The organism is Christiangramia sp. 3-2217-3z, from assembly GCF_051195275.1.
GTDB classification, from domain to species: Bacteria; Bacteroidota; Bacteroidia; order Flavobacteriales; family Flavobacteriaceae; genus Christiangramia; species Christiangramia marina.
Window position 1 is genome coordinate 336,875 of the sequence record NZ_JBNJLI010000003.1, and the last position, 19,220, is coordinate 356,094.

Genomic DNA, 19,220 nt, shown 5'->3' on the forward strand with positions numbered 1-19,220 from the left:
CTGAATTTAAATAACAAAACCGCTCTGGCTACTCGTCCTTTTCCACAATTCCAGTAAGCTTATAGAATTTGGTTTTCTCATTCTGTCCAAATACCAGAATGGCTTCGTCCTGATCTATTTTAAACGGACTCTCTTCAGGCATTTGTGGCATTTTGTTACCGTATTCCTTTTTAGGGTCCACATCCATCACCATATCCTGGGCACCAACTCTAAAGTTGGCTATGTAGATATTGGAATTCTCTTCGCTCTTAACAAGAGGGGACTTCATACCGTGGAAATAAACGGCCTGAAGATCTACACGCTCCTCCTGAATTACTGAAACTGGAATATTGAGCCGAATACCTTCTGAAGTGTATGTGTAATAAACATCAGCGAATTGGGCAGGTGCTCTTTCCTGAAGATCTTTATTACTGCCGCAGGAAGCAAAAATGCTCAATACCAGAATACCGATTATCATTAGTAGTGATTTTTTCATAATGTTAATTTTTAAAGTTGAAGATATAAAAACAAAAGCTGTACCAAACAAAAAATGCCCTCCATTTGGAGGGCATTTCAAAGTATATTTAATAAGCTTATCCGTTCAAAGCTTCAGCTCCACCAACGATCTCAAGGATCTCATTAGTAATAGAAGCCTGTCTTGCTTTGTTATAAGATAATTTAAGGTCATCTCTAAGTTCCTTAGCATTATCTGTCGCTTTGTGCATTGCAGTCATACGTGCGCCATGCTCAGAAGCGAAAGAGTCTCTAAGAGCCTTGAAAAGTTGCATTTTTAATGACTTTGGAATAAGATCTTTAACGATCTCTATTTTCGATGGTTCAAAAATATAGTCAAGTTGCTTTTCAGATTCGGTTTCAAAGCGCTCGATAGGCAGGAACTGCTCATCCATCACGATTTGTGTTCCGGCATTCTTGAACTGGTTATAAACAAGCTCGATCCTGTCGAATTTACCGTCTACAAATACCTGCATTAGCTCTTCAGCAATCGCAGAAACGTTCTCGAAGGATAGATCATCAAAGATCGTATTATCGTTCTTGTATACTTCAAAGGTTTTCTTCAGAATATCATTACCCTTTTTTCCAAGAGTTAAAAGTTCTACTTCTGTATTTTGATAGTCTGCAGCGACCTTAGTTTTTACCTTTTTGATGATATTGGTATTAAAAGCACCGGCCAAACCTTTATTGGAAGATATAGCTACGATAAGCACTCTTTTTACCTCACGCTCTTCAGCAAATTTGCTGTTCGCATCATCATCCAGAGTAGCACTTAAATCCTGTAGCAATTGTGTTAACTTTTCAGCATAAGGCCTCATGGATGTGATCGCATCCTGTGCCTTGCTCAACTTTGCAGCCGACACCATTTTCATGGCGCTGGTAATCTGCATCGTTGAGGAAACCGAAGTAATCCTGCTACGTAATTCTTTTAAGTTTGCCATTTTGTTTTAGTATTGAGTATTGAGTAGTTGCTTAATAGTAACTACTCAATACCTATATAATTTTGAATTGTAAATACTTCAATTAAAGATCTAAAATCTTCAATCTAAGTAATCAATACTATTTCTTGTATTTCCCTGAAAGTTCCTTAGCAGCCTTAGTCAAAGTATCTGTTACTTCATCTGTAAGTTTTCCTGCTTTAAGAGTATCCAGAGTATCTCTATGCTTAGAATTCAGGTAATCCAGATATTCTAATTCAAATTCTTTCACCTTCTCTACCGGTACGTCTCTAAGTAAGTTCTTAGAACCAGCGTAGATGATCGCGATCTGGTTTTCTACCGGGTAAGGATCGTTTTGTCCCTGCTTAAGGATCTCCACGTTACGTTTACCTTTAGAAATCACACTCATGGTTGATGCATCAAGGTCTGATCCAAACTTAGCAAATGCTTCAAGTTCACGATACTGAGCCTGGTCAAGTTTTAATGTACCTGCAACCTTTTTCATCGACTTGATCTGAGCGTTACCACCCACACGAGATACTGAAATACCCACGTCAATCGCAGGACGTACACCCGAGTTAAATAGATCTGATGTTAAGAAGATCTGACCATCTGTAATCGAAATTACGTTGGTTGGAATATATGCTGAAACGTCACCCGCCTGAGTTTCGATAATTGGAAGTGCAGTTAAAGATCCGCCTCCTTTTACCTTATCTTTCAAGCTATCTGGAAGATCATTCATTTGCTTCGCAATATCATCATCGGCGATCACCTTCGCTGCACGCTCAAGAAGTCTTGAGTGAAGGAAGAATACATCCCCTGGATATGCTTCACGTCCTGGTGGACGACGAAGTAAAAGAGAAACCTCACGGTAAGCAACCGCCTGCTTGGAAAGATCATCATAAACGATCAATGCAGGACGACCTGTATCTCTAAAGTACTCACCAATCGCTGCACCGGCAAATGGAGCATAAACCTGCATTGGAGCAGGATCTGATGCATTTGCAGCAACAATAGTGGTATAAGCAAGCGCACCTTTATCTTCAAGTGTCTTGGCAATTGCAGCAACGGTAGAAGCTTTCTGCCCAATTGCTACATATATACAGAATACCGGCTCACCGGCATCGTAAAATTCTTTCTGGTTAAGAATGGTATCAATAGCAACAACAGTCTTACCTGTTTGACGGTCACCAATCACAAGCTCACGCTGTCCTCTTCCTACCGGTACCATAGCATCGATAGATTTAATACCAGTTTGCAATGGTTCAGTTACAGGTTGACGATAAATTACTCCAGGAGCTTTACGCTCAAGAGGCATTTCGAAAGTCTCACCTTCAATTGGACCTTTACCATCAATAGGAGCTCCAAGAGTATCAACCACACGGCCAACAATACCTTCACCTACATTGATAGAAGCAATTCTCTGAGTTCTTTTTACTGTAGAACCTTCTTTGATCTCTTTTGCAGGACCTAAAAGCACTACCCCAACATTATCTTCCTCAAGGTTTAGAACGATCCCTTCCAAACCACTCTCGAACTGAACAAGTTCGCCGTATTGAGCGTTTGCAAGTCCGTAGATATTCGCAATACCGTCACCAACGGTTAGAACGGTACCTACTTCATCAAGTGAGGCCTTGGATTCAAAACCTGATAATTGTCGTTTTAATATTGCTGATACTTCAGCAGGATTTACTTCTGCCATAATTATTCAAGATAAAATGGTACGCACCAGGCGCACCTGTTTTAATTAAATTTTAGAAACGTATGTGTTGTCTTTTAATTGTCTCTTTAGTCTGTCCAGGTTTCTGGCTACACTCGCATCATATTGCAGGTCGCCTACTCTTAGTACAAAACCACCAATAATGCTCTCATCGATCAAATTTTCCAGGATCGCGTCATTACCGGTTAGTTCCTTCACCTTAGCCATAATGATCATTTCCAGCTCAGCATCCAACGGAATAGCCGTGGTTACTTTTGCATGCTGAATATTATTCATGGCGTTGAACATCATCGTATACTGCTTTGCAACGATGTGCAAAATATTAATACGATCATTGTCAAGTAGGATATCCATCGCACCAACAGTTACACCGTTAAGACCCTTAAAGATCTCCAGCAGCGCGCTCTTCTTAATGCTTTTTCTTACTACCGGACTTGTGAGCATGTTTTCCAGATCACCACTGTTCTTTACAGTAGCAGAAATGGTTTGCATATCACTGTTTACAGCTTCCGCCGAATTCTTATCCTTTGCCAGTGAAAGGATCGCTTTTGCGTAACGTTGTGCGGCTCTGTTCCCTTTCATATCTTAGTTTAACTTAGCATCGCTCAGCATCTTCTCGATCATCTGGCGTTGTTCGTTCTTACTTGATAATTCTTTACGCACAACTTTCTCAGCAATTTCTACTGAAAGCTCTGCAACCTGATTTTTAAGTTCAGCAAGAGCAGATTGTTTTTCAAGTTCGATACTCTTTTGAGCATCTGCAACAATTCTGTCTGCCTTCAACTTCGCTTCTTCAGCTGCTGAAGCGATCGTTTTTTCTTTCAACTCACGCGCTTCTTTAAGGATAGCATCTCTTTCTGCACGAGCTTCTTTCATCAATTGCTCATTATCAGATTTAAGATTCTGCATTTCCTTACGAGCATTTTCAGCTGAAGCCAACGCGTCGTTGATAGACTGTTCCCTGTCTCTTACAGAATTTAGGATAGGTCTCCAGGCGAATTTTGCCATAAGAAACAAAAGCACCAAAAAGACGATCGTTTGCCAGAAAAACAAGCCAAAATCGGGAGTGATTAAATCCATATATAACTAAATAAAGTGTTCTTAAGTAATCATTAATTAAGATCTGTTCGTAACCAACCGTTACGAACAGATCTTTTTAAATTCAGGACTATGCCGGTACAGTAAGTACCCCTAGCAAAGCAGCTACCACTCCAAAAAGTGCAACACCTTCTACAAGCGCTGCAGCAATAATCATAGCAGTCTGGATTTTTCCAGCAGCCTCTGGCTGACGTGCGATAGCATCCATGGCAGAACCACCAATTTTACCAACACCGATAGCGGCTCCAACAACTGCAAGACCAGCTCCTAAAGCTGCAAGTCCAATGTGTAAATACTCCATAATAATAGAATTAAATAATTAAAATTAATGATGTTCATGTTCCTCAACTGCCATCCCGATAAACAGGGCAGACAGCATTGTAAAAATAAACGCTTGTAGGAATGCTACTAACAATTCCAATACTGTTATAAATAAGGCAAATGGAACCGAAACTCCGGCGATGCCTGCATTTTCCAGGATAAAGATCAACCCAATCAAACTCAGGATGATAATGTGCCCCGCAGTGATGTTTGCAAACAAACGAATCATAAGTGCGATAGGCTTAATAAACACCCCTGCAAGTTCTACAACTGCAAGAATAGGTTTCACGAAAGTAGGAACTCCAGGCATCCATAAGGTATGCTTCCAGAAATCCTTATTACCGTTAATCAAAATTAGGGCAAGTGTAAATAAACCAAGTGAAACAGTTACAGCGATGTTACCAGTAACGTTTGCAGCTCCAGGTAACAAACCAAGTAAGTTAGTGATCCAGATAAAAAAGAATACTGATAATAAGAAAGGCATGAACTTCATGTATCTCTTCTCTCCCAGTTGTGGAATCGCTATATCATCTCTAACAAAGATTACAAGTGTTTCAAGAATATTATTAAAACCGCTAGGTGCATGAGAATTCTTTTTGTGATGTCTGGCCAGGCTAGTAAAGAAAATTAGCATCAGAATGACCGTTAAAAACATCGCTGCCACATTCTTGGTGATAGATAGATCCCAGGGCTTTGAAGCGTTTACCGGATGATCCTCGGCATCCAGCTCCACAGCGGTTGCGCCATCATTAAGCCTGTAAATATCTTCATGAAGATTTACAAAACGCATTCCATCCTTTTCCACTACATGATGACCTTCAGTATCGTGGTGAAATTCACTGGACATAAAAGTTACCAGACCGTTTTCAGTATAAAGAATTACCGGTAATGGTAATGTATACGAGTTGTCTCCGGAACCAAAGAAATGCCAACCATGAGAATCACCGATATGATGCAGAATCATCTCTGTTGCGTTAAACTCTTCTTCAGCTTCCCGAAGATCGGAATGCTCCTCTCCGTGCTCCTGAGCAAAGATAAAGGCTGGGAAAATGGCTAAGGCCAATGTAAAGTACAAGCTAATCACTAAAGATTTCTGTGCTATCATACTACCTGATCTACTTAAAATTGTGGGCTCTAAATTTCCGTGCAAAGGTATACTTTTAATTTTTATCTGAAAGAAGCAGTTATATTTTTTTTCCCTATCCTCCCATTTTATGATTTTGCTGAAAGTCAGCAGTTTATTTCAGGTTTATAAGCTTTACCGCGTAAATAGTTTCAAAAACAAGAAAGATGAAATAAGGTATAAAAAATGCGATTAAGCTCTGAAATGGATTAACTGTCCCATTCAGCATCATAGGAAGCAGAAACAAAACTGCAGCTAGCATCTTAAAAAGTCCGCAACCCATAAAGGCAAAACCGGTTTTATCGCTAAAGTTTTGCTGTACAAGTACCAGTAAAATGTAAACGATAAGGGTTGCTATGAATTGAAAAGCGTAGATCGCAAATGTGGAATAATAAAGTTCGGGCTGGAACAGGTAGTTTACCAGCACGAACTGTAGTAGTAGACAAATGATAAAAAAAGGAATAAATACTTTGAGAAAACTTAGAATCTTTTGTTGCATTACTCGTCTTCGTTCAGATTTTTGACTTCTCTGTAAACAAGGTAAAGTGAGATAAACACCCCGGCGAGAGATAGAGAAATTGTATATACAGAAAATTTGTTCGGAAACTTACCATCAAGCCAGATGCCCGCAAAAACTCCGGCAGCTATGAGAAGTCCCATTTGAAAGGCTATATTTATAAAACCCAGATACTTATTACGCTGATCGTTTTTCATTTTTCGTTTTAAGAGGTTTTATACCCCCATTCATTTCACAGGTAGCATTAAATAGTGCTCCTGTCTCTACCGCGAGTTTACCGGCGATCACTTCTCCTTCAATATGAGCCGTCCCCCGAAGACTAAGTACGTCTTTTACCAGCAACTTGCCATTAAAGTTTCCTTCTATATCTGCACTTTCACATTCCAGCGTACCATTTATCACTCCGCCTTTACTAATTACAACCTTTCCGGGAGTTTTAAGACTACCTTCTAGCGTACCTTCTATTCTGAAGCATCCCTTTCCAGAGATTTCACCGGTGATAAATGTTCCTGATGCAATACTATTTTGCTCTCGCTGATCTGCAGAGCTTCTGGACTTTTTGGAATCTGAAAACATGATAGTAGGGCTTTAATTAAGGTTTGATAAATTTCTTAAATTTTTCTTAATTTGTACAATTCTATAATTTTCTGCCGACATGACAAAAGCTTCCCCTTCAATTTTGATGTTCTTATCCTTCTGAAGTAGTTCCAGAAATCCTTGTGCTGCAGATCTTGAGCTTAATCCATGAATAACTACAAACGTCTGCTCAGCGTTGTAAACATCCCGTGAAGTTTTTATTTTCCTGTAGTCTAATTCTTCTAATTTTTTTACAATCTGAATTTCTAAAGAATCTGCAATAACATTTTCACTTTCAGAAAAAGCAAGTACCAGTTTAAAATTAGTTTGAGTACTATCGGCTACAAACTCTAGATTTTTTAGGGATGGAATAGCCGTATTCAGTAATTGCTGTGCCTTTTGACCTTCCGGAGATTGCGGATAGTTTGCAGCCACATATTGCAGGGAATTTTCATAAGAATCGATACCATACAATCTTGCGATCGCCTGAGTTTTCAGCAATTCTATCTTAGGCAATATACTATTACCGTTGTACTGAGATCTATAAGCGTTTGATTGCTCTATAACCTCAACAAAATTCTGTGCCTCAAATTTTCTATACAATTGCTCATAGACCTTTTCAGGACTGTTCTCATCCATTTGAACACTTTGGGGATTTTTTATAAAGGCGGCATATCGCGAATCTGGATAATTCTGCAGAATATCCTGTTCAAGTCTTCGTAAATCATCTATACGATTTTGAGCTTTATAAACCGAATACAAATTATATTTCGCCGGAAGGATCAGGCTCTGTTGTGGATTACTATTCAGCATAAACTCCAGTCTGCTTGCTGCCAGTGCATACTCACGGTATTTTTCGTTATAAATCACTCCCAGTTGATAATTTGCACGATTTCGCTGAGCAGACAAACTGTCCAGGACCAAAGCCTCTGTAGGGATCTGTGCAAGATAGGTTTGGGGATCGTAGATTGGATCATTATCCAGGTTAATATCCATCAAACGTTCTTCAGCATTCACCGTACTTTGATTCATAGCACGACTGCCGTAGCGCCAGTTATCTGCCAGTTCCCGGCTTCCCCACGTGCGGAGGAAATCCTGCGCGCCCCGGGAAACCCGAATTGGGTTGTAAAAGTAAAAGATGTTACCAGCATTTCCACTATTAAAATCACCTGCCGGCGGCACAGAAGCTGAAGCTGGAATATTTGTTTGCGGAAAATTAGTTCTTGGGCCTATCCCTGCAGTGTAAGCAGGTAATTCCCCAGACTCCATGGTTTTGACAGCACGTGATCTTAAAGTATCTGTATATGCTGTAAAATACTGTAATCTATCGTCCTCGGTCATGTTCGCGAGCCTCAAGATACTATCTGTTTCCTCAGCGATCTCTTCGTAAAGAATCACATCGGCAAGATTTTCTCGTTTCTTACTAATGGTCCTGAACTCCAGCAGATCTGGAGACATATAGGTCAAGGTGCTATCAAAGTATTTCCCTGCTTGCTGGTAGTTTGCTTCATCAAAATTGATATTGGCCAGGATCTCATAGTTAATCGATTTCAGGAAAATATCGCTTGAAGGTGATCTCAAAGACCTATTATAATAATCTACAGCGGATTCTACGGAATCTAAACGATTATAATATTCTCCAATCTGAAAATAGATCTTGTCGAGAAATGGTCTGTTTTCGCGATCTTCCTCCAGATCTCTTAACAACGCCAGTAGTTGGGTACGGTCACCATTTTGAAAATCAAAATTCCTTGCCTTTTGAATATGTGCATTCACCAGGTAAATTCGGGGAGACTTGCGTTTCAGATCTATTACTTTATCAAAAGAAGCATTCGCCGCTGCCAATTGATCCATTCTACCGTAGAGCTGACCAAGAATATAGTAATAACGACCTTTTTCAGCATTATTACTGGTGAATTCACTAGCGTTCTGTAATGGAACAACAGCACTATCTATATATTGTAAATTAATATAAGCCTGCGCAAGACTGGAACTGGCATCGGCTATATCTTCATCGTTTAGTTTCTCTGAATCGAGAATCTTTTTCAGGTTCTTGATCGCCAGTTTTTCATTTCCTAATCTGATATTTGTTTTCTCTCTCCAGATCCTTGCGTGAGTGATATTGTCACTGGCAGGATAGCGGTAAAGAATGTAGTTAAAAGCATCAAGCGCAGGTACAAAACGCTGATCGAAATACCTGGATTTCCCAAGGAGCAAATAAGCTTCATCCATTTGAGGATTTCGCTCCTTGCCTCCTATTTGCATGGAATGCTTCTGAATTGCTTTTACAGCTTTCTCTTCAGCAATCCCAAAATTTTGATTTCTAACGCTATCTGGTAAGATGATATTTTCATCAAGAGCGAGTCTTTCAACAGGTAGAATATCCCAGTAATTATCTGCATAGTTCTGGTTGATCTCTTCTTTTCCCTGTTCAAAAGCAAGACCACCATTGTAAAGCGTATTATATTCCGAAGTGATCGCGTGATAATTTCGGTATACAAAAGAGTTCTTTTTCCTGGAGCAGCTTAGAATTGCCGCGGCAGTTAGTATAAACAGTGAAATTCGGGTAAACGTATTCAATATGAACCTTTTATGGTATCATGAATAACTTTGATACAGCTGGTTTAGTATGTAAAAGTAAACTTCTTTTTGCAAAGTCCAATAGCTGCAATTCCTAGGCCTCAACGATCTCACTGGAAAAATAATCTTCCAGTTCTTTCAGGGTAGCTTCGGAAGTAGTTATATCACGAACCGGCACTCCCCTGTCCAGGACCACGATCCTTTCGCAAACTTCAGTAACATGGATAAGATCATGACTGGAAATAAGGACCGTTGTTCCAGAGGTATTTGAAAGTTCTTTCAGTATTTTTTTTAATCTGATTTGTGTGGTTGGATCCAGATTTGCAAATGGTTCGTCGAGAATAACCACTTCAGGATTCCCGATCAATGCGGCTACGATACCTACTTTTTTTTGGTTTCCTTTTGAAAGATCCCGAAGATATTTCTTGCGACCAATGATCTCTTCATTGAAAAAATCCTGAAACTGCGTTAAGAACGAGTCTACATCTGCCCGATTCCTATTCCGAAGATCTCCAATAAAGTAGAAATATTCTTCTGGAGTCAGGTAACCAATAAGAAAACTTTCATCGATAAAGGAAGAAGTAAAACTTTTCCAATCCTCGCTTTCGCTTACCGTAATATCCTTATTGAAGATGTTTCCGGAAGTGGGCTGAATTAGATCCAGCAGCAGGCTGAAAAATGTAGTTTTACCCGCACCATTGTTACCTACGAGTCCGAAATTTTGTCCTGAAGGAATTTCCAGATGCTCGATATCAAGCACTTTGTTTCCGTTATATATTTTTGAAAGATTGGTTGCTGTGATCATATTCCTATAAGTTTATTCTCCTTTTTGTTTAAATCCCTGGATCGTTACATATTTACGTCTTCGGTATCGTTGCGTAAGATAAGTTAGTAGTACCGGACGCAAAATAATACCTATAACACCCATTCCTGCAATGGTTCCCACGGCAACTTCATAGCTTATGAATTTATTTACCAGCCAGAAAATGAAGACTGGAAATGCCATAACCGGAATTCCAACGAGCCATTGTGAAACACCCATTCCCTGGTAGTTCATCACCGGGCTTTTGTCCAGATCGATGCTCTTCTTATTAAAACTTCCGGAGAAAATTAGCATAGGAACGTTCACTCCAATATTATAGATCGCGGCAGTAATGTTGAGCAAAACCACTTCCCATCCAAAGTATATATAGGGAGTTGTAAGAATTAAAAGTACCACCACACTTACCGTGATCAACCCCATTTTAGAAGCCAGGTATTGTCTCATGGGTATGTTTTGAGACATGATCATGGAGTAATAAGACGAATCCCAGGATGGTACAAATTGACCAAAATTCATCATAAATACCCCGGTCATAAAAATCCCCACAAATAGAAAGAATGCCGGCATATCCTGGTAGGTATCGTTCGGGTAAAAAATTAGTCCATAGCACAACAGCAACAGAGACATGAAAATGGTTGTTTTCGCTCTTTTATTCCGAAGAATAAGTTTGATATCCAACTGCAGGAAAGGTGCAATACTTCCAAATCTACGGGTCCAACCAAGATCCTGGGTGTTCACTTCCTTTGATTTAGCTTTTAGATCACGGTCGAGATAGAATTTTTTCCTTAGATCTGAAAGATTCCACTGATAAAGAATAATCAAAAGGATGAAAGGGATCACTGCTAAGTACGGTTGGTCATATAAATAATCTAGAGCCGCACCAAAGTAACTTCCAATATCGAATACACCAAAGTAGTCCAAAGCAGCGAGCATTGCCACACCTATGATAACCGGAATTAATTGCTTAAGACTTTCGTTGAACTTCTTCTTGACTATAAAATTAAAATAGTTTACACATAAAATAATAGCGTAAAACCCGAGCATCCAACCAAGTACATTCCAGGCAGGATAATCATACTTCAGGATACTTACCAGCCCGAAAGGAATGATCCAGAGCAGCGGCAGGATATTATAGAATGAGTATAGTGATTTTAGAAGTATGTAATTGACCGCTTTTTTCTTGGATACAGGAATGACCATAAGCGGTTTGATATTCATTACCGGCAGGCTTTGCAGCATAAACCGGAAAACAAACTCGAAGCCTAAATAAGTCAAAGCAAATTTATTCACGATCGCTAAGGGATCCTGTTCGGGAAAAGATTCTTTTAGCAGCGGGAATAATGCTACGCCCAGAAATAAAAACATGGCTGAAAAATAGAGCGCCAGGAATATCATGAGGATCTTTAATCCAAGACTTTTTCCAAAACTGGCCGACCTTGTGAATGATTTCCATTCCAGCCAGAGAAACTTACTAAACATAAAATCTGCTGTTTATTTAGATAGGTAGAGAAATTTAAACTTTTGTTACATTTTTAAAAGCTTCATACTTTGTATTTTTACGCCCAAATATTAAAAAATGAGTAATTTTTACCCGCTAAAAATAAAGGAAATAATTCGTGAAACTTCCAAGGCGGTGAGTTTATCTTTCGATATTCCTGAAAACTTGAAAGAAGAGTTCAAATTCAAGGCCGGGCAGTATATCACAATTAAATATGATGCTGAAAATGGGGAAATAAGAAGAGCCTATTCTCTTTGTTCGGCTCCTGCTTCTGAAGATTTCAAGGTAACCGTAAAAGAAGTAGAGGGCGGTAGTTTTTCAGTGATCGCAAATAATAAACTTACAGCCGGAGATATTCTGGAGGTGCATCCACCGGAAGGAAAATTTCTCTTTGAACCTGGAAACTCCGCTAACGATTACGCTGCTTTTGCAGCGGGAAGCGGAATTACGCCGGTACTTTCCATCATCAAATCTGTTTTGGAACAGGAACCTGAAAGTCGGTTTGTACTAACCTATGGAAATAAATCTGTAGACGATACGATCTTTTTTAAGGAGCTTCTGGAATTACAATCTAAGTTCCCCGAAAGACTTTTCGTCGAGTTTATTTACAGCCGTACGCGCGAAGAAAATGCACAATTTGGAAGAATCGAAACAAGCACGGTAAACTATATCCTGAAGAATAAATTCAAGGATCGCAATTTTGAAACATTCTATCTTTGCGGACCCAAAGAAATGATCGATCATGTTACCGAAGTATTGAAGAAGAACGATGTTCGTGATGAGCAGATCAAATTCGAGTTGTTCACGAGCACTTCAGAAGAAAAAGTGATCGAAGGCGATACTGATGGAAAAACTTCAGTAACCATTGTTGTGGATGATGAAGAGTATAGCTTTTCTATGGATCGTAAAGATGTGGTTCTGGACGTTGCACTGGAAGAAGATATCGATGTGCCTTATTCCTGCCAGGGCGGGATCTGTAGTAGCTGTATGGCTCGAATTACTGAGGGTAAAGCTGAAATGAGCAAAAACCAGATCCTTACAGATGCAGAGATCGAGGAAGGTTTTATTCTTACCTGTCAGGCGCATCCAACTACTTCTACGTTAAAAGTAGATTTTGATGATGTTTAAGAATTATTCAGCAGCTGCTGAATTTTAGAAACTACAACTTCCGGAGGAATGCTACGCATGACATCTTCGTAGCCCTCCGGAACTTTATTGCCATAAGCCGAAGTTGGGATCTTTGGATATTTTTCAAGATCCGGTAAGATACAATTCTCCATAGGCTGATTAAAAGCAGCAAATCCCATATAAGGATGGGTAACGCCCCAGATACTTAGAACCGGAATCCCGAATATCGCTGCGATATGAGCATTTCCACTATCCATGGATAACATCATGTCAAGGTTAGAGATAAGACTTAGTTCTTCTGCAAACCTCAACTTACCAACCACACTCACACAATTTTCAAATCTGGATTCCCATTCTTCCAGCTGTTTCTTTTCAGTTTCCCCCCCTCCAAACAGGAAGATTTTGGTATTTGTTTCCGAAGAAAGCTTGGAAATCACCTGTTCCATGAGATCTACCGGATAAAATTTTGAACTATGCTGCGTAAATGGCGCGATTCCAAGCCATCTTACGTTTTTCCGCTTACCGGTAACATCAGAAATTCTTGGAAGTATTTCCCTCCTTGCTGCTGCTGTGTAATTGGAAAGATCTATCGGGTATCCTAGTTTCTCAAAAACTTCAGCATAACGCTGATGTGTTGTTTTCAGCTGTTGAAAAATCTTATTGGTATCCCTTGTAAGAGCTTTCTTTTCAGCTCTGCCCTTATCTATTTGTTCGAAAGGAATTCCGTAGAAATAAAAAACTGATCGTAAAACATTAGTTCTTAGAACATCATGAAGATCTGCGACCATATCGATCTCCTCATCACGAAGTTCCCGGGCCAGGGTACCAAGTCCCAGTACACCTTCATGAACGCCATCGACATCTGCCTCGTAGAGACGCACATTTGGTAAATGACTGAACAGCGGAAAAAAGAAAGATCGTGTAAGTACTGTAATTGTTAGCTGTGGATAGGTTCTAACCAGAATGCTCAAAACAGGAACCACCATCGCCACATCTCCCATGGCAGAAAGACGAATCACCAACAGATGTTTATTTTCTGAAGTTGATGGATGCTGATTGCTATTCTGATCTTTCATTTCTACTTATTACCTCTTAGCACAGGGTTAAGCTCATCGTCATTGTACATCTTCATTTGCTTATACACTTTCATATACTTTTCACCTTTTTCGATATCTTCCAGAAGCTGATTGATCGCCGCAGAAAGGTCTACACGTTGTTCCAGAAGTATATCTAATTTAGCTTTACAGGCAATCTGGTGCTTTTCTGAAGCATCTGTACGCTGGGCTTCTTCGTTCATATGATAGATCTTCAGCGCGAGAATAGACAAACGATCGATCGCCCATGCCGGACTTTCAGAATTGATCGTAGCATCTGTATTTGCCTTTACATCCTTATATTTCTCAAGAAAGTAACTATCAATATACTCCACAGTATCGGTTCTATCCTGATTGGAAGCATCGATCTTACGCTTTAAAGTCAATGCTGCAACCGGGTCAATGTTTTGATCGCGGATAATATCTTCATAATGCCATTGAACGGTATCTATCCAGCATTTTCTGAAAAGTAAATGTTCCAGAAGATTCTTTTCAGCATCATAAGGATTTTTGAAATCCTGTTCTACGCTATCTTTTTGATGATAGAGTTCGATCACTTCTCTAAAAATAGTATTGGCTTTATCTGAAAACATAAAGTTATTTTAAATATAAATTGAATGCAAACTGGCCTGAAATACTCAGGTTTTGCAAAGATATTATTTTTATAAAGAGATTCCGGTGAATCTGAAGGAAATGGTTTAATCCAGGAAAACCAGGATAAATGGCATAAGAATTAGCACTGCCAGTAGTATTTCCTTGAATATGCGATCCTTCTTGCTATCAAAATAGTTAGAAGCAATGATACTAAGAGGTACGAAGAAGAATATAAGTTCACTTCCATTTTTAGTAGGCGCGAAGATCGCAACAGCAATAGAAATCACCAGGCAGAACAAGATCATGCTTAATACCGGTCTTCTGGTAATACTTGCCTTCTGTATCGCACTGAAATACTGAATAAGAGTCCAGAAAAGCAAGCCCAGAATAATACTCAATGGAACTAGTATCGATGCTACATTATACCGACGAAAGTCAAAATTACTGGTTTGAAACCAGTTATTTAAGGTGTATAATTCGTCATACACGAGTAGATGAAAAGTTACCGTTAGCATGGCTACCGCAAGGAAAGCTACAAAAGGTACCAGCCAGTTCTTGAATGCTGAAGCAAAATTAAGAATCGCGAAGAATATAAGCAGAAAGAATAATACCGACCAGAAATTATAAAGGGTGGCAATGGCTATCCAGAAAGTGGCATCAAAGATCTTTTGCTGTACGAATTTATGTGATTTGAGACTAATGATCCTCCTTAAAGCCAGCAGGATACAAAGATTGGAAATGATTACCGGTGTATTGGCCAGAAGTTCACTAAAACTAATCGCGAAAATTGCAAAAAGTAGGGTTTTATAAGCACTCCGCTTTGTGAGTTCATTTTTCTTTGCGATAAAATTGAGCACGAACAAGCTTAGAACAAGCAGACCCAAAACACCTATTTTTTGTAGTAAATCCAGTATCTCAAAACCATTTTCCAAGTGAAAAAAGTTCACGCCGGTATAAAAGATCACCAATAGCAGAACGATCACCGTTAAGTTAATAGGTTTGGATTTGCTAAAAAAGCTTGTTAGCATTGGTAGTTTTTATATTTTTGTAGTCACAATTAATGATACGATCATGAAAGATTTTTTTGAAGGAATAGAAGATTTGTTTGAGTTACTCCTCGCTCCATTAGACGAATTGAGAGCTTTGGAACTTGATTCCTGGTTTCTTGCCAATGGACTGAACTGGATCTTTATGGCTATTGGTTTTCTTGCTTTTCTTTACTGGATGAAGCAGCTAAAAACCTTTAACGATAATAACGAAGAAAACAGAGAATCTACTTCACATTCATTCTTAGGATAGGTCAAAACCTAAATCCTTTCTAAAATACATCTTATCAAATTGCAACAATGCTGCACTTTGGTAAGATTTTTTTAGTGCCTGCTTGTAATCATCCCCGAAGGAACTTACCGCAATTACGCGGCCACCACTAGTTACAACTCCTTCTGCAGTTCTACTCGTTCCTGCATGGAATACGAGAGATTCTGTCACCTTATCCAATCCTGTGATAGGATTTCCTTTTTCGTAAGATTCCGGATAACCTCCAGATACCAGCATCACCGTTGTCGCAGACCGTTCGTCAATTTCAAGACTTGCAGTATTTAGTTCACCTTTCCAGGTAGATTCCAGTAAGGCAACCAGATCAGACTTTATTCTTGGTAATACGACTTCAGTTTCAGGATCACCCATTCTAACATTATACTCGATCACATAAGGCTCATCGCCTACTTTGATCAAACCTATAAAGACAAAACCTTTATAATCGATATCTTCAGCTTTAAGACCATTTATCGTTGGTTTTACGATACGGTCCTCGATCTTTTTGATTAGACTTTCATCTGCAAAAGGTACAGGTGAAATTGCCCCCATACCACCGGTATTAAGCCCGGTGTCGCCCTCGCCTATTCTTTTATAATCTTTTGCAGTTGGAAGGATCTTATAATTCTCACCATCGGTTAGTACAAATACACTTAACTCAATCCCATCCAGGAATTCTTCGATCACCACCTTCTCACTAGCCGCACCAAATTTCCCTGAAAGCATGTTTTCCAGTTCCTTTTTAGCTTCGTCCAGATCTTCAATAATAAGCACTCCCTTCCCTGCAGCCAAACCATCGGCTTTCAACACGTAGGGAGGTTTTAAAGTTTCCAGAAAACGTTTCCCTGCCTGTAAACTTTCAAAACTGAAACTTTCATAGGCAGCAGTAGGTATATTATAGAGAGCCATGAATTCCTTAGCACGTTCCTTACTACCTTCGAGTAAAGCTCCACGCTGTGAAGGCCCGATCATTTGAATATGCTTTAATTGATCATCATTCTTAAAGAAATCCACGATTCCTTTTACCAGAGGATCTTCGGGTCCAACCACGATCATATCAATATTCTTTTCCAGGGCAACTTTTCCTACCTGTGCAAAATCAATCGGATTGATATCCAGGTTTTCAGCAATAGCTGCTGTACCGGCATTCCCGGGTCCTACATATAGTTTATCGCATAGATCACTTTGGGTAATCTTCCAGGCAAAAGTATGCTCGCGTCCACCGGAACCAAGAATGAGAATATTCATAGCTTCAAATTTTAATTGTTGCATCAAAAATAAATGTTTGTACATTGAAGCACCAATAAATTCGTTAAAAAAGCGCTTCTACACTTGGATTGGTTCAGATTATCTTTACAACTCAATAAATTCCCTATTCAGCGGGCTCAGAAAAAACTCGAGGAGGTTAAGAACATCCCCGAAGCCGAATATGAGAAGTATCAATACCGGCAGAGAAATCTATTGCTTGACTATCATATTCAGCATAATGATTTTTACCGCGACTTTTTCAAATGGGAAGGTTTTGACGATTGGAGCAAAGTCCCGATCATGAAAAAATCTGATCTGCAACAACCGCTCAGGGATAGGTTAAGTTCTACGTACACAACGAAGTCGGCTTATGTCGGAAAAACTTCAGGAAGCAGTGGGCATCCATTTATATTTGCTAAGAACAGGTTTGCTCATGCCTTGAGCTGGGCCGGTTTTCAGGATCGTTATTCCTGGTATGGGATCGATCTTAACACCTCTTTACAGGCCCGTTTCTACGGAATCCCTCTTGATTTCTTCGGAAACGTGCAGGAAAGACTGAAGGATAGAATAAGTCTGAGGCGGAGGTTCAATATTTTTGATCTTAGTGAACAGAAAATGGAATCTTTTCTTGAACGTTTCAAAAAGGCAGATTTCAATTATCTGAATGGTTACACCAGTGCCATCCTGCTATTCGCAAAATTTTTAAAGGATCGCGAAATCCTGCTGAAGTATCTTTGTCCAAGTCTCAAAATATGCATTGTAACTTCTGAAAGACTCTTTGAAAAAGATAAAGAACTGATCGAAAATGTTCTGGGAGTCCCTGTGATCAATGAATACGGCGCAAGCGAGGTTGGACTTATTGCTTTCGAGGATCCTAAACATGACTGGATCGTAAATTCTGAAGATCTTTACGTGGAGATTCTCGATGCGAATGAAAGGGTATTGCCCTATGGTGAGGAGGGCCGGATCGTGATCACGGCTTTATATAACTATGCTCACCCAATGATACGCTATGATATTGGGGATACAGGGGCTTTATCTACCAGAAGTACTCTTAAAAAGCCTGTTCTGGAAAAATTAGTGGGTCGTACTAATGATATCGCCCGTTTACCAGATGGGAAAGTAGTTCCAGGACTAACTTTCTATTACGTCACGAAAACCATTATAGAAGACAGCGGAAATATCAGGGAATTTATTATTACTCAAACCAGCCTGGATACTTTTCATATAGATTATGTGAGCGATATCGAACTTTCTGAGGTTCAGAAAAAAGGTATTATGAAGGCGATCGAAATGTATGTGGGAAAAGATCTGAAGATCGGCTTTCAGAAAAATGAGGTACTTAAACGCACTAAAAGCGGGAAACTAAAACAATTTACCTCGCTTATTCAATAGTTAGTTTCTGTTTCGATTTCACGAAGAATTGCTCATTCAGGAAAATAAGCATTTTTTTAAGCGATGCTCTTCGGCCAAAGCCCGCAAGCCGGTAAACCTTGTAATTATATTTCAGCATTTCCAGTTTATTGCCTGAAATGGAATTTTTCCGAAGTCTATAATAGGCCAGTGATTCCCAGATTCCTTCCATAGGTCCACCTTCTTCAATAACTCTTAGCCACATTGCCCAGTCCTGGCGCTTCCGAAGGTCTGGAGCATAGATCTTTCCTAACAGTCCGGCATTATAAATCCCAGTTAAGTTCCCAACATAATTTGCTTTGAGCAACCTGCGATGACTTAGAACTGGTAAGGCTTGAATGATAATATTGCTTTTTTTGCCAGTTTCATGCATTAACTGGTAACTGGAGAAACAAGCTGCGACATTAGACTTGGAAAGAACTTCTAGCTGCCTTTTAAGCTTATTTTCCTTCCAGAGGTCATCTGCATCCAGAAATGAGATAAACTGTCCCTCTGCAGCTTCAATCGCTTTGTTGCGGGAGTACGCGGTACCTTTATTCGCCGAATTGTTAAAAACTCTGATCCTATTTTCTTCGGAATTGAATTTCTGCAGGATCTGTGCGGTGGAATCATTGGAGGCATCATTTACGATAAGCAGTTCCCAATTATGGTAAGTCTGGGAAATTACAGAACGAATCGCATCAGCAATAAATGCTTCGCTATTGTATGCAGGCATTATGACAGACACCAGTCCCTCCTTCATT

General features: G+C 39.5%; 21 protein-coding genes. 3 read left to right on the top strand and 18 right to left on the bottom strand.

The features are described 5' to 3' along the window. Positions 1-28: 28 nt before the first annotated feature. From ACSHZO_RS07420 to ACSHZO_RS07480, 13 genes are all read right to left on the bottom strand, one after another. Entirely contained in the window at positions 29-475 is a 447-nt protein-coding gene (locus ACSHZO_RS07420; RefSeq protein ID WP_298246875.1) for a hypothetical protein, read from the bottom strand. Positions 476-572: 97 nt separating this feature from the next. Next, positions 573-1,433: an ATP synthase F1 subunit gamma gene (gene atpG / locus ACSHZO_RS07425; protein WP_295180369.1), complete on the bottom strand. Its 861-nt coding sequence runs from the start codon at positions 1,431-1,433 to the stop codon at positions 573-575. Between the two features lie 118 nt (positions 1,434-1,551). Next, the gene (gene atpA / locus ACSHZO_RS07430) at positions 1,552-3,132 is read right to left on the bottom strand and encodes a F0F1 ATP synthase subunit alpha (protein ID WP_141876457.1); all 1,581 of its coding nucleotides are present in this window, start codon (positions 3,130-3,132) and stop codon (positions 1,552-1,554) included. A 45-nt stretch (positions 3,133-3,177) separates the two neighbouring features. Then, positions 3,178-3,732 carry an ATP synthase F1 subunit delta gene (atpH, locus tag ACSHZO_RS07435; RefSeq protein WP_295180370.1) on the bottom strand — a complete coding sequence of 185 codons (555 nt, stop codon included), beginning with the start codon at positions 3,730-3,732 and terminating at the stop codon, positions 3,178-3,180. A gap of 3 nt (positions 3,733-3,735) precedes the next feature. Beyond that, the gene (locus tag ACSHZO_RS07440) at positions 3,736-4,230 is read right to left on the bottom strand and encodes a F0F1 ATP synthase subunit B (protein WP_026913618.1); all 495 of its coding nucleotides are present in this window, start codon (positions 4,228-4,230) and stop codon (positions 3,736-3,738) included. Between the two features lie 88 nt (positions 4,231-4,318). After that, complete coding sequence (atpE, locus tag ACSHZO_RS07445; RefSeq protein ID WP_026913619.1) at positions 4,319-4,549, bottom strand: ATP synthase F0 subunit C; 231 nt, start codon at positions 4,547-4,549, stop codon at positions 4,319-4,321. 24 nt (positions 4,550-4,573) lie between these two features. Beyond that, a complete protein-coding gene (gene atpB, locus ACSHZO_RS07450) occupies positions 4,574-5,674 on the bottom strand; it encodes a F0F1 ATP synthase subunit A (protein ID WP_295180372.1) in 1,101 nt (366 codons plus the stop codon). A gap of 133 nt (positions 5,675-5,807) precedes the next feature. Then, positions 5,808-6,191 (bottom strand): hypothetical protein, encoded by a 384-nt coding sequence (locus ACSHZO_RS07455; protein WP_295180374.1) that lies wholly within the window; start codon positions 6,189-6,191, stop codon positions 5,808-5,810. Beyond that, positions 6,191-6,406 (bottom strand): AtpZ/AtpI family protein, encoded by a 216-nt coding sequence (locus tag ACSHZO_RS07460; protein ID WP_141876453.1) that lies wholly within the window; start codon positions 6,404-6,406, stop codon positions 6,191-6,193. Before ACSHZO_RS07460 ends, ACSHZO_RS07455 begins: the two co-directional genes overlap by 1 nt. Then, a complete protein-coding gene (locus tag ACSHZO_RS07465; protein ID WP_298246876.1) occupies positions 6,387-6,785 on the bottom strand; it encodes a bactofilin family protein in 399 nt (132 codons plus the stop codon). Before ACSHZO_RS07465 ends, ACSHZO_RS07460 begins: the two co-directional genes overlap by 20 nt. 12 nt (positions 6,786-6,797) lie before the next feature. After that, entirely contained in the window at positions 6,798-9,365 is a 2,568-nt protein-coding gene (locus ACSHZO_RS07470) for a tetratricopeptide repeat protein (protein ID WP_298246877.1), read from the bottom strand. A 94-nt stretch (positions 9,366-9,459) separates the two neighbouring features. Next, on the bottom strand, positions 9,460-10,170 hold the full coding sequence (locus ACSHZO_RS07475; protein ID WP_298246878.1) for an ABC transporter ATP-binding protein: 711 nt from the start codon (positions 10,168-10,170) through the stop codon (positions 9,460-9,462). A gap of 12 nt (positions 10,171-10,182) precedes the next feature. Beyond that, on the bottom strand, positions 10,183-11,667 hold the full coding sequence (locus ACSHZO_RS07480) for a DUF5687 family protein (protein ID WP_298246879.1): 1,485 nt from the start codon (positions 11,665-11,667) through the stop codon (positions 10,183-10,185). Between the two features lie 97 nt (positions 11,668-11,764). Here ACSHZO_RS07480 and ACSHZO_RS07485 point away from each other — a divergent pair, with 97 nt between their 5' ends. Beyond that, entirely contained in the window at positions 11,765-12,814 is a 1,050-nt protein-coding gene (locus tag ACSHZO_RS07485) for a ferredoxin--NADP reductase (RefSeq protein WP_298246880.1), read from the top strand. Here ACSHZO_RS07485 and ACSHZO_RS07490 read toward each other — a convergent pair. The 3 genes from ACSHZO_RS07490 to ACSHZO_RS07500 form a co-directional block, all read right to left on the bottom strand. After that, a complete protein-coding gene (locus ACSHZO_RS07490; protein WP_298246881.1) occupies positions 12,811-13,890 on the bottom strand; it encodes a glycosyltransferase family 9 protein in 1,080 nt (359 codons plus the stop codon). The genes ACSHZO_RS07485 and ACSHZO_RS07490 overlap by 4 nt on opposite strands. 2 nt (positions 13,891-13,892) lie before the next feature. Then, complete coding sequence (locus ACSHZO_RS07495; RefSeq protein ID WP_298246882.1) at positions 13,893-14,501, bottom strand: DUF4254 domain-containing protein; 609 nt, start codon at positions 14,499-14,501, stop codon at positions 13,893-13,895. Positions 14,502-14,606: 105 nt separating this feature from the next. Then, on the bottom strand, positions 14,607-15,530 hold the full coding sequence (locus ACSHZO_RS07500) for a DUF6427 family protein (RefSeq protein ID WP_295180390.1): 924 nt from the start codon (positions 15,528-15,530) through the stop codon (positions 14,607-14,609). 43 nt (positions 15,531-15,573) lie between these two features. On the opposite strand from ACSHZO_RS07500, the gene ACSHZO_RS07505 reads away from it, so the two are divergent. Beyond that, entirely contained in the window at positions 15,574-15,801 is a 228-nt protein-coding gene (locus ACSHZO_RS07505; RefSeq protein WP_295180392.1) for a DUF6341 family protein, read from the top strand. Here the strand turns inward: ACSHZO_RS07505 and purD are convergent. Beyond that, positions 15,793-17,064 carry a phosphoribosylamine--glycine ligase gene (gene purD / locus ACSHZO_RS07510; protein WP_298246883.1) on the bottom strand — a complete coding sequence of 424 codons (1,272 nt, stop codon included), beginning with the start codon at positions 17,062-17,064 and terminating at the stop codon, positions 15,793-15,795. The two genes, ACSHZO_RS07505 and purD, sit on opposite strands and share 9 nt — an antisense overlap. A gap of 84 nt (positions 17,065-17,148) precedes the next feature. On the opposite strand from purD, the gene ACSHZO_RS07515 reads away from it, so the two are divergent. Then, positions 17,149-18,459 carry a phenylacetate--CoA ligase family protein gene (locus ACSHZO_RS07515; RefSeq protein WP_298246884.1) on the top strand — a complete coding sequence of 437 codons (1,311 nt, stop codon included), beginning with the start codon at positions 17,149-17,151 and terminating at the stop codon, positions 18,457-18,459. Here ACSHZO_RS07515 and ACSHZO_RS07520 read toward each other — a convergent pair. After that, positions 18,449-19,219, bottom strand: a complete 771-nt coding sequence (locus ACSHZO_RS07520) for a glycosyltransferase family 2 protein (protein WP_298246885.1) — start codon at positions 19,217-19,219, stop codon at positions 18,449-18,451. The genes ACSHZO_RS07515 and ACSHZO_RS07520 overlap by 11 nt on opposite strands. Between the last annotated feature and the right edge of the window lies 1 nt (position 19,220).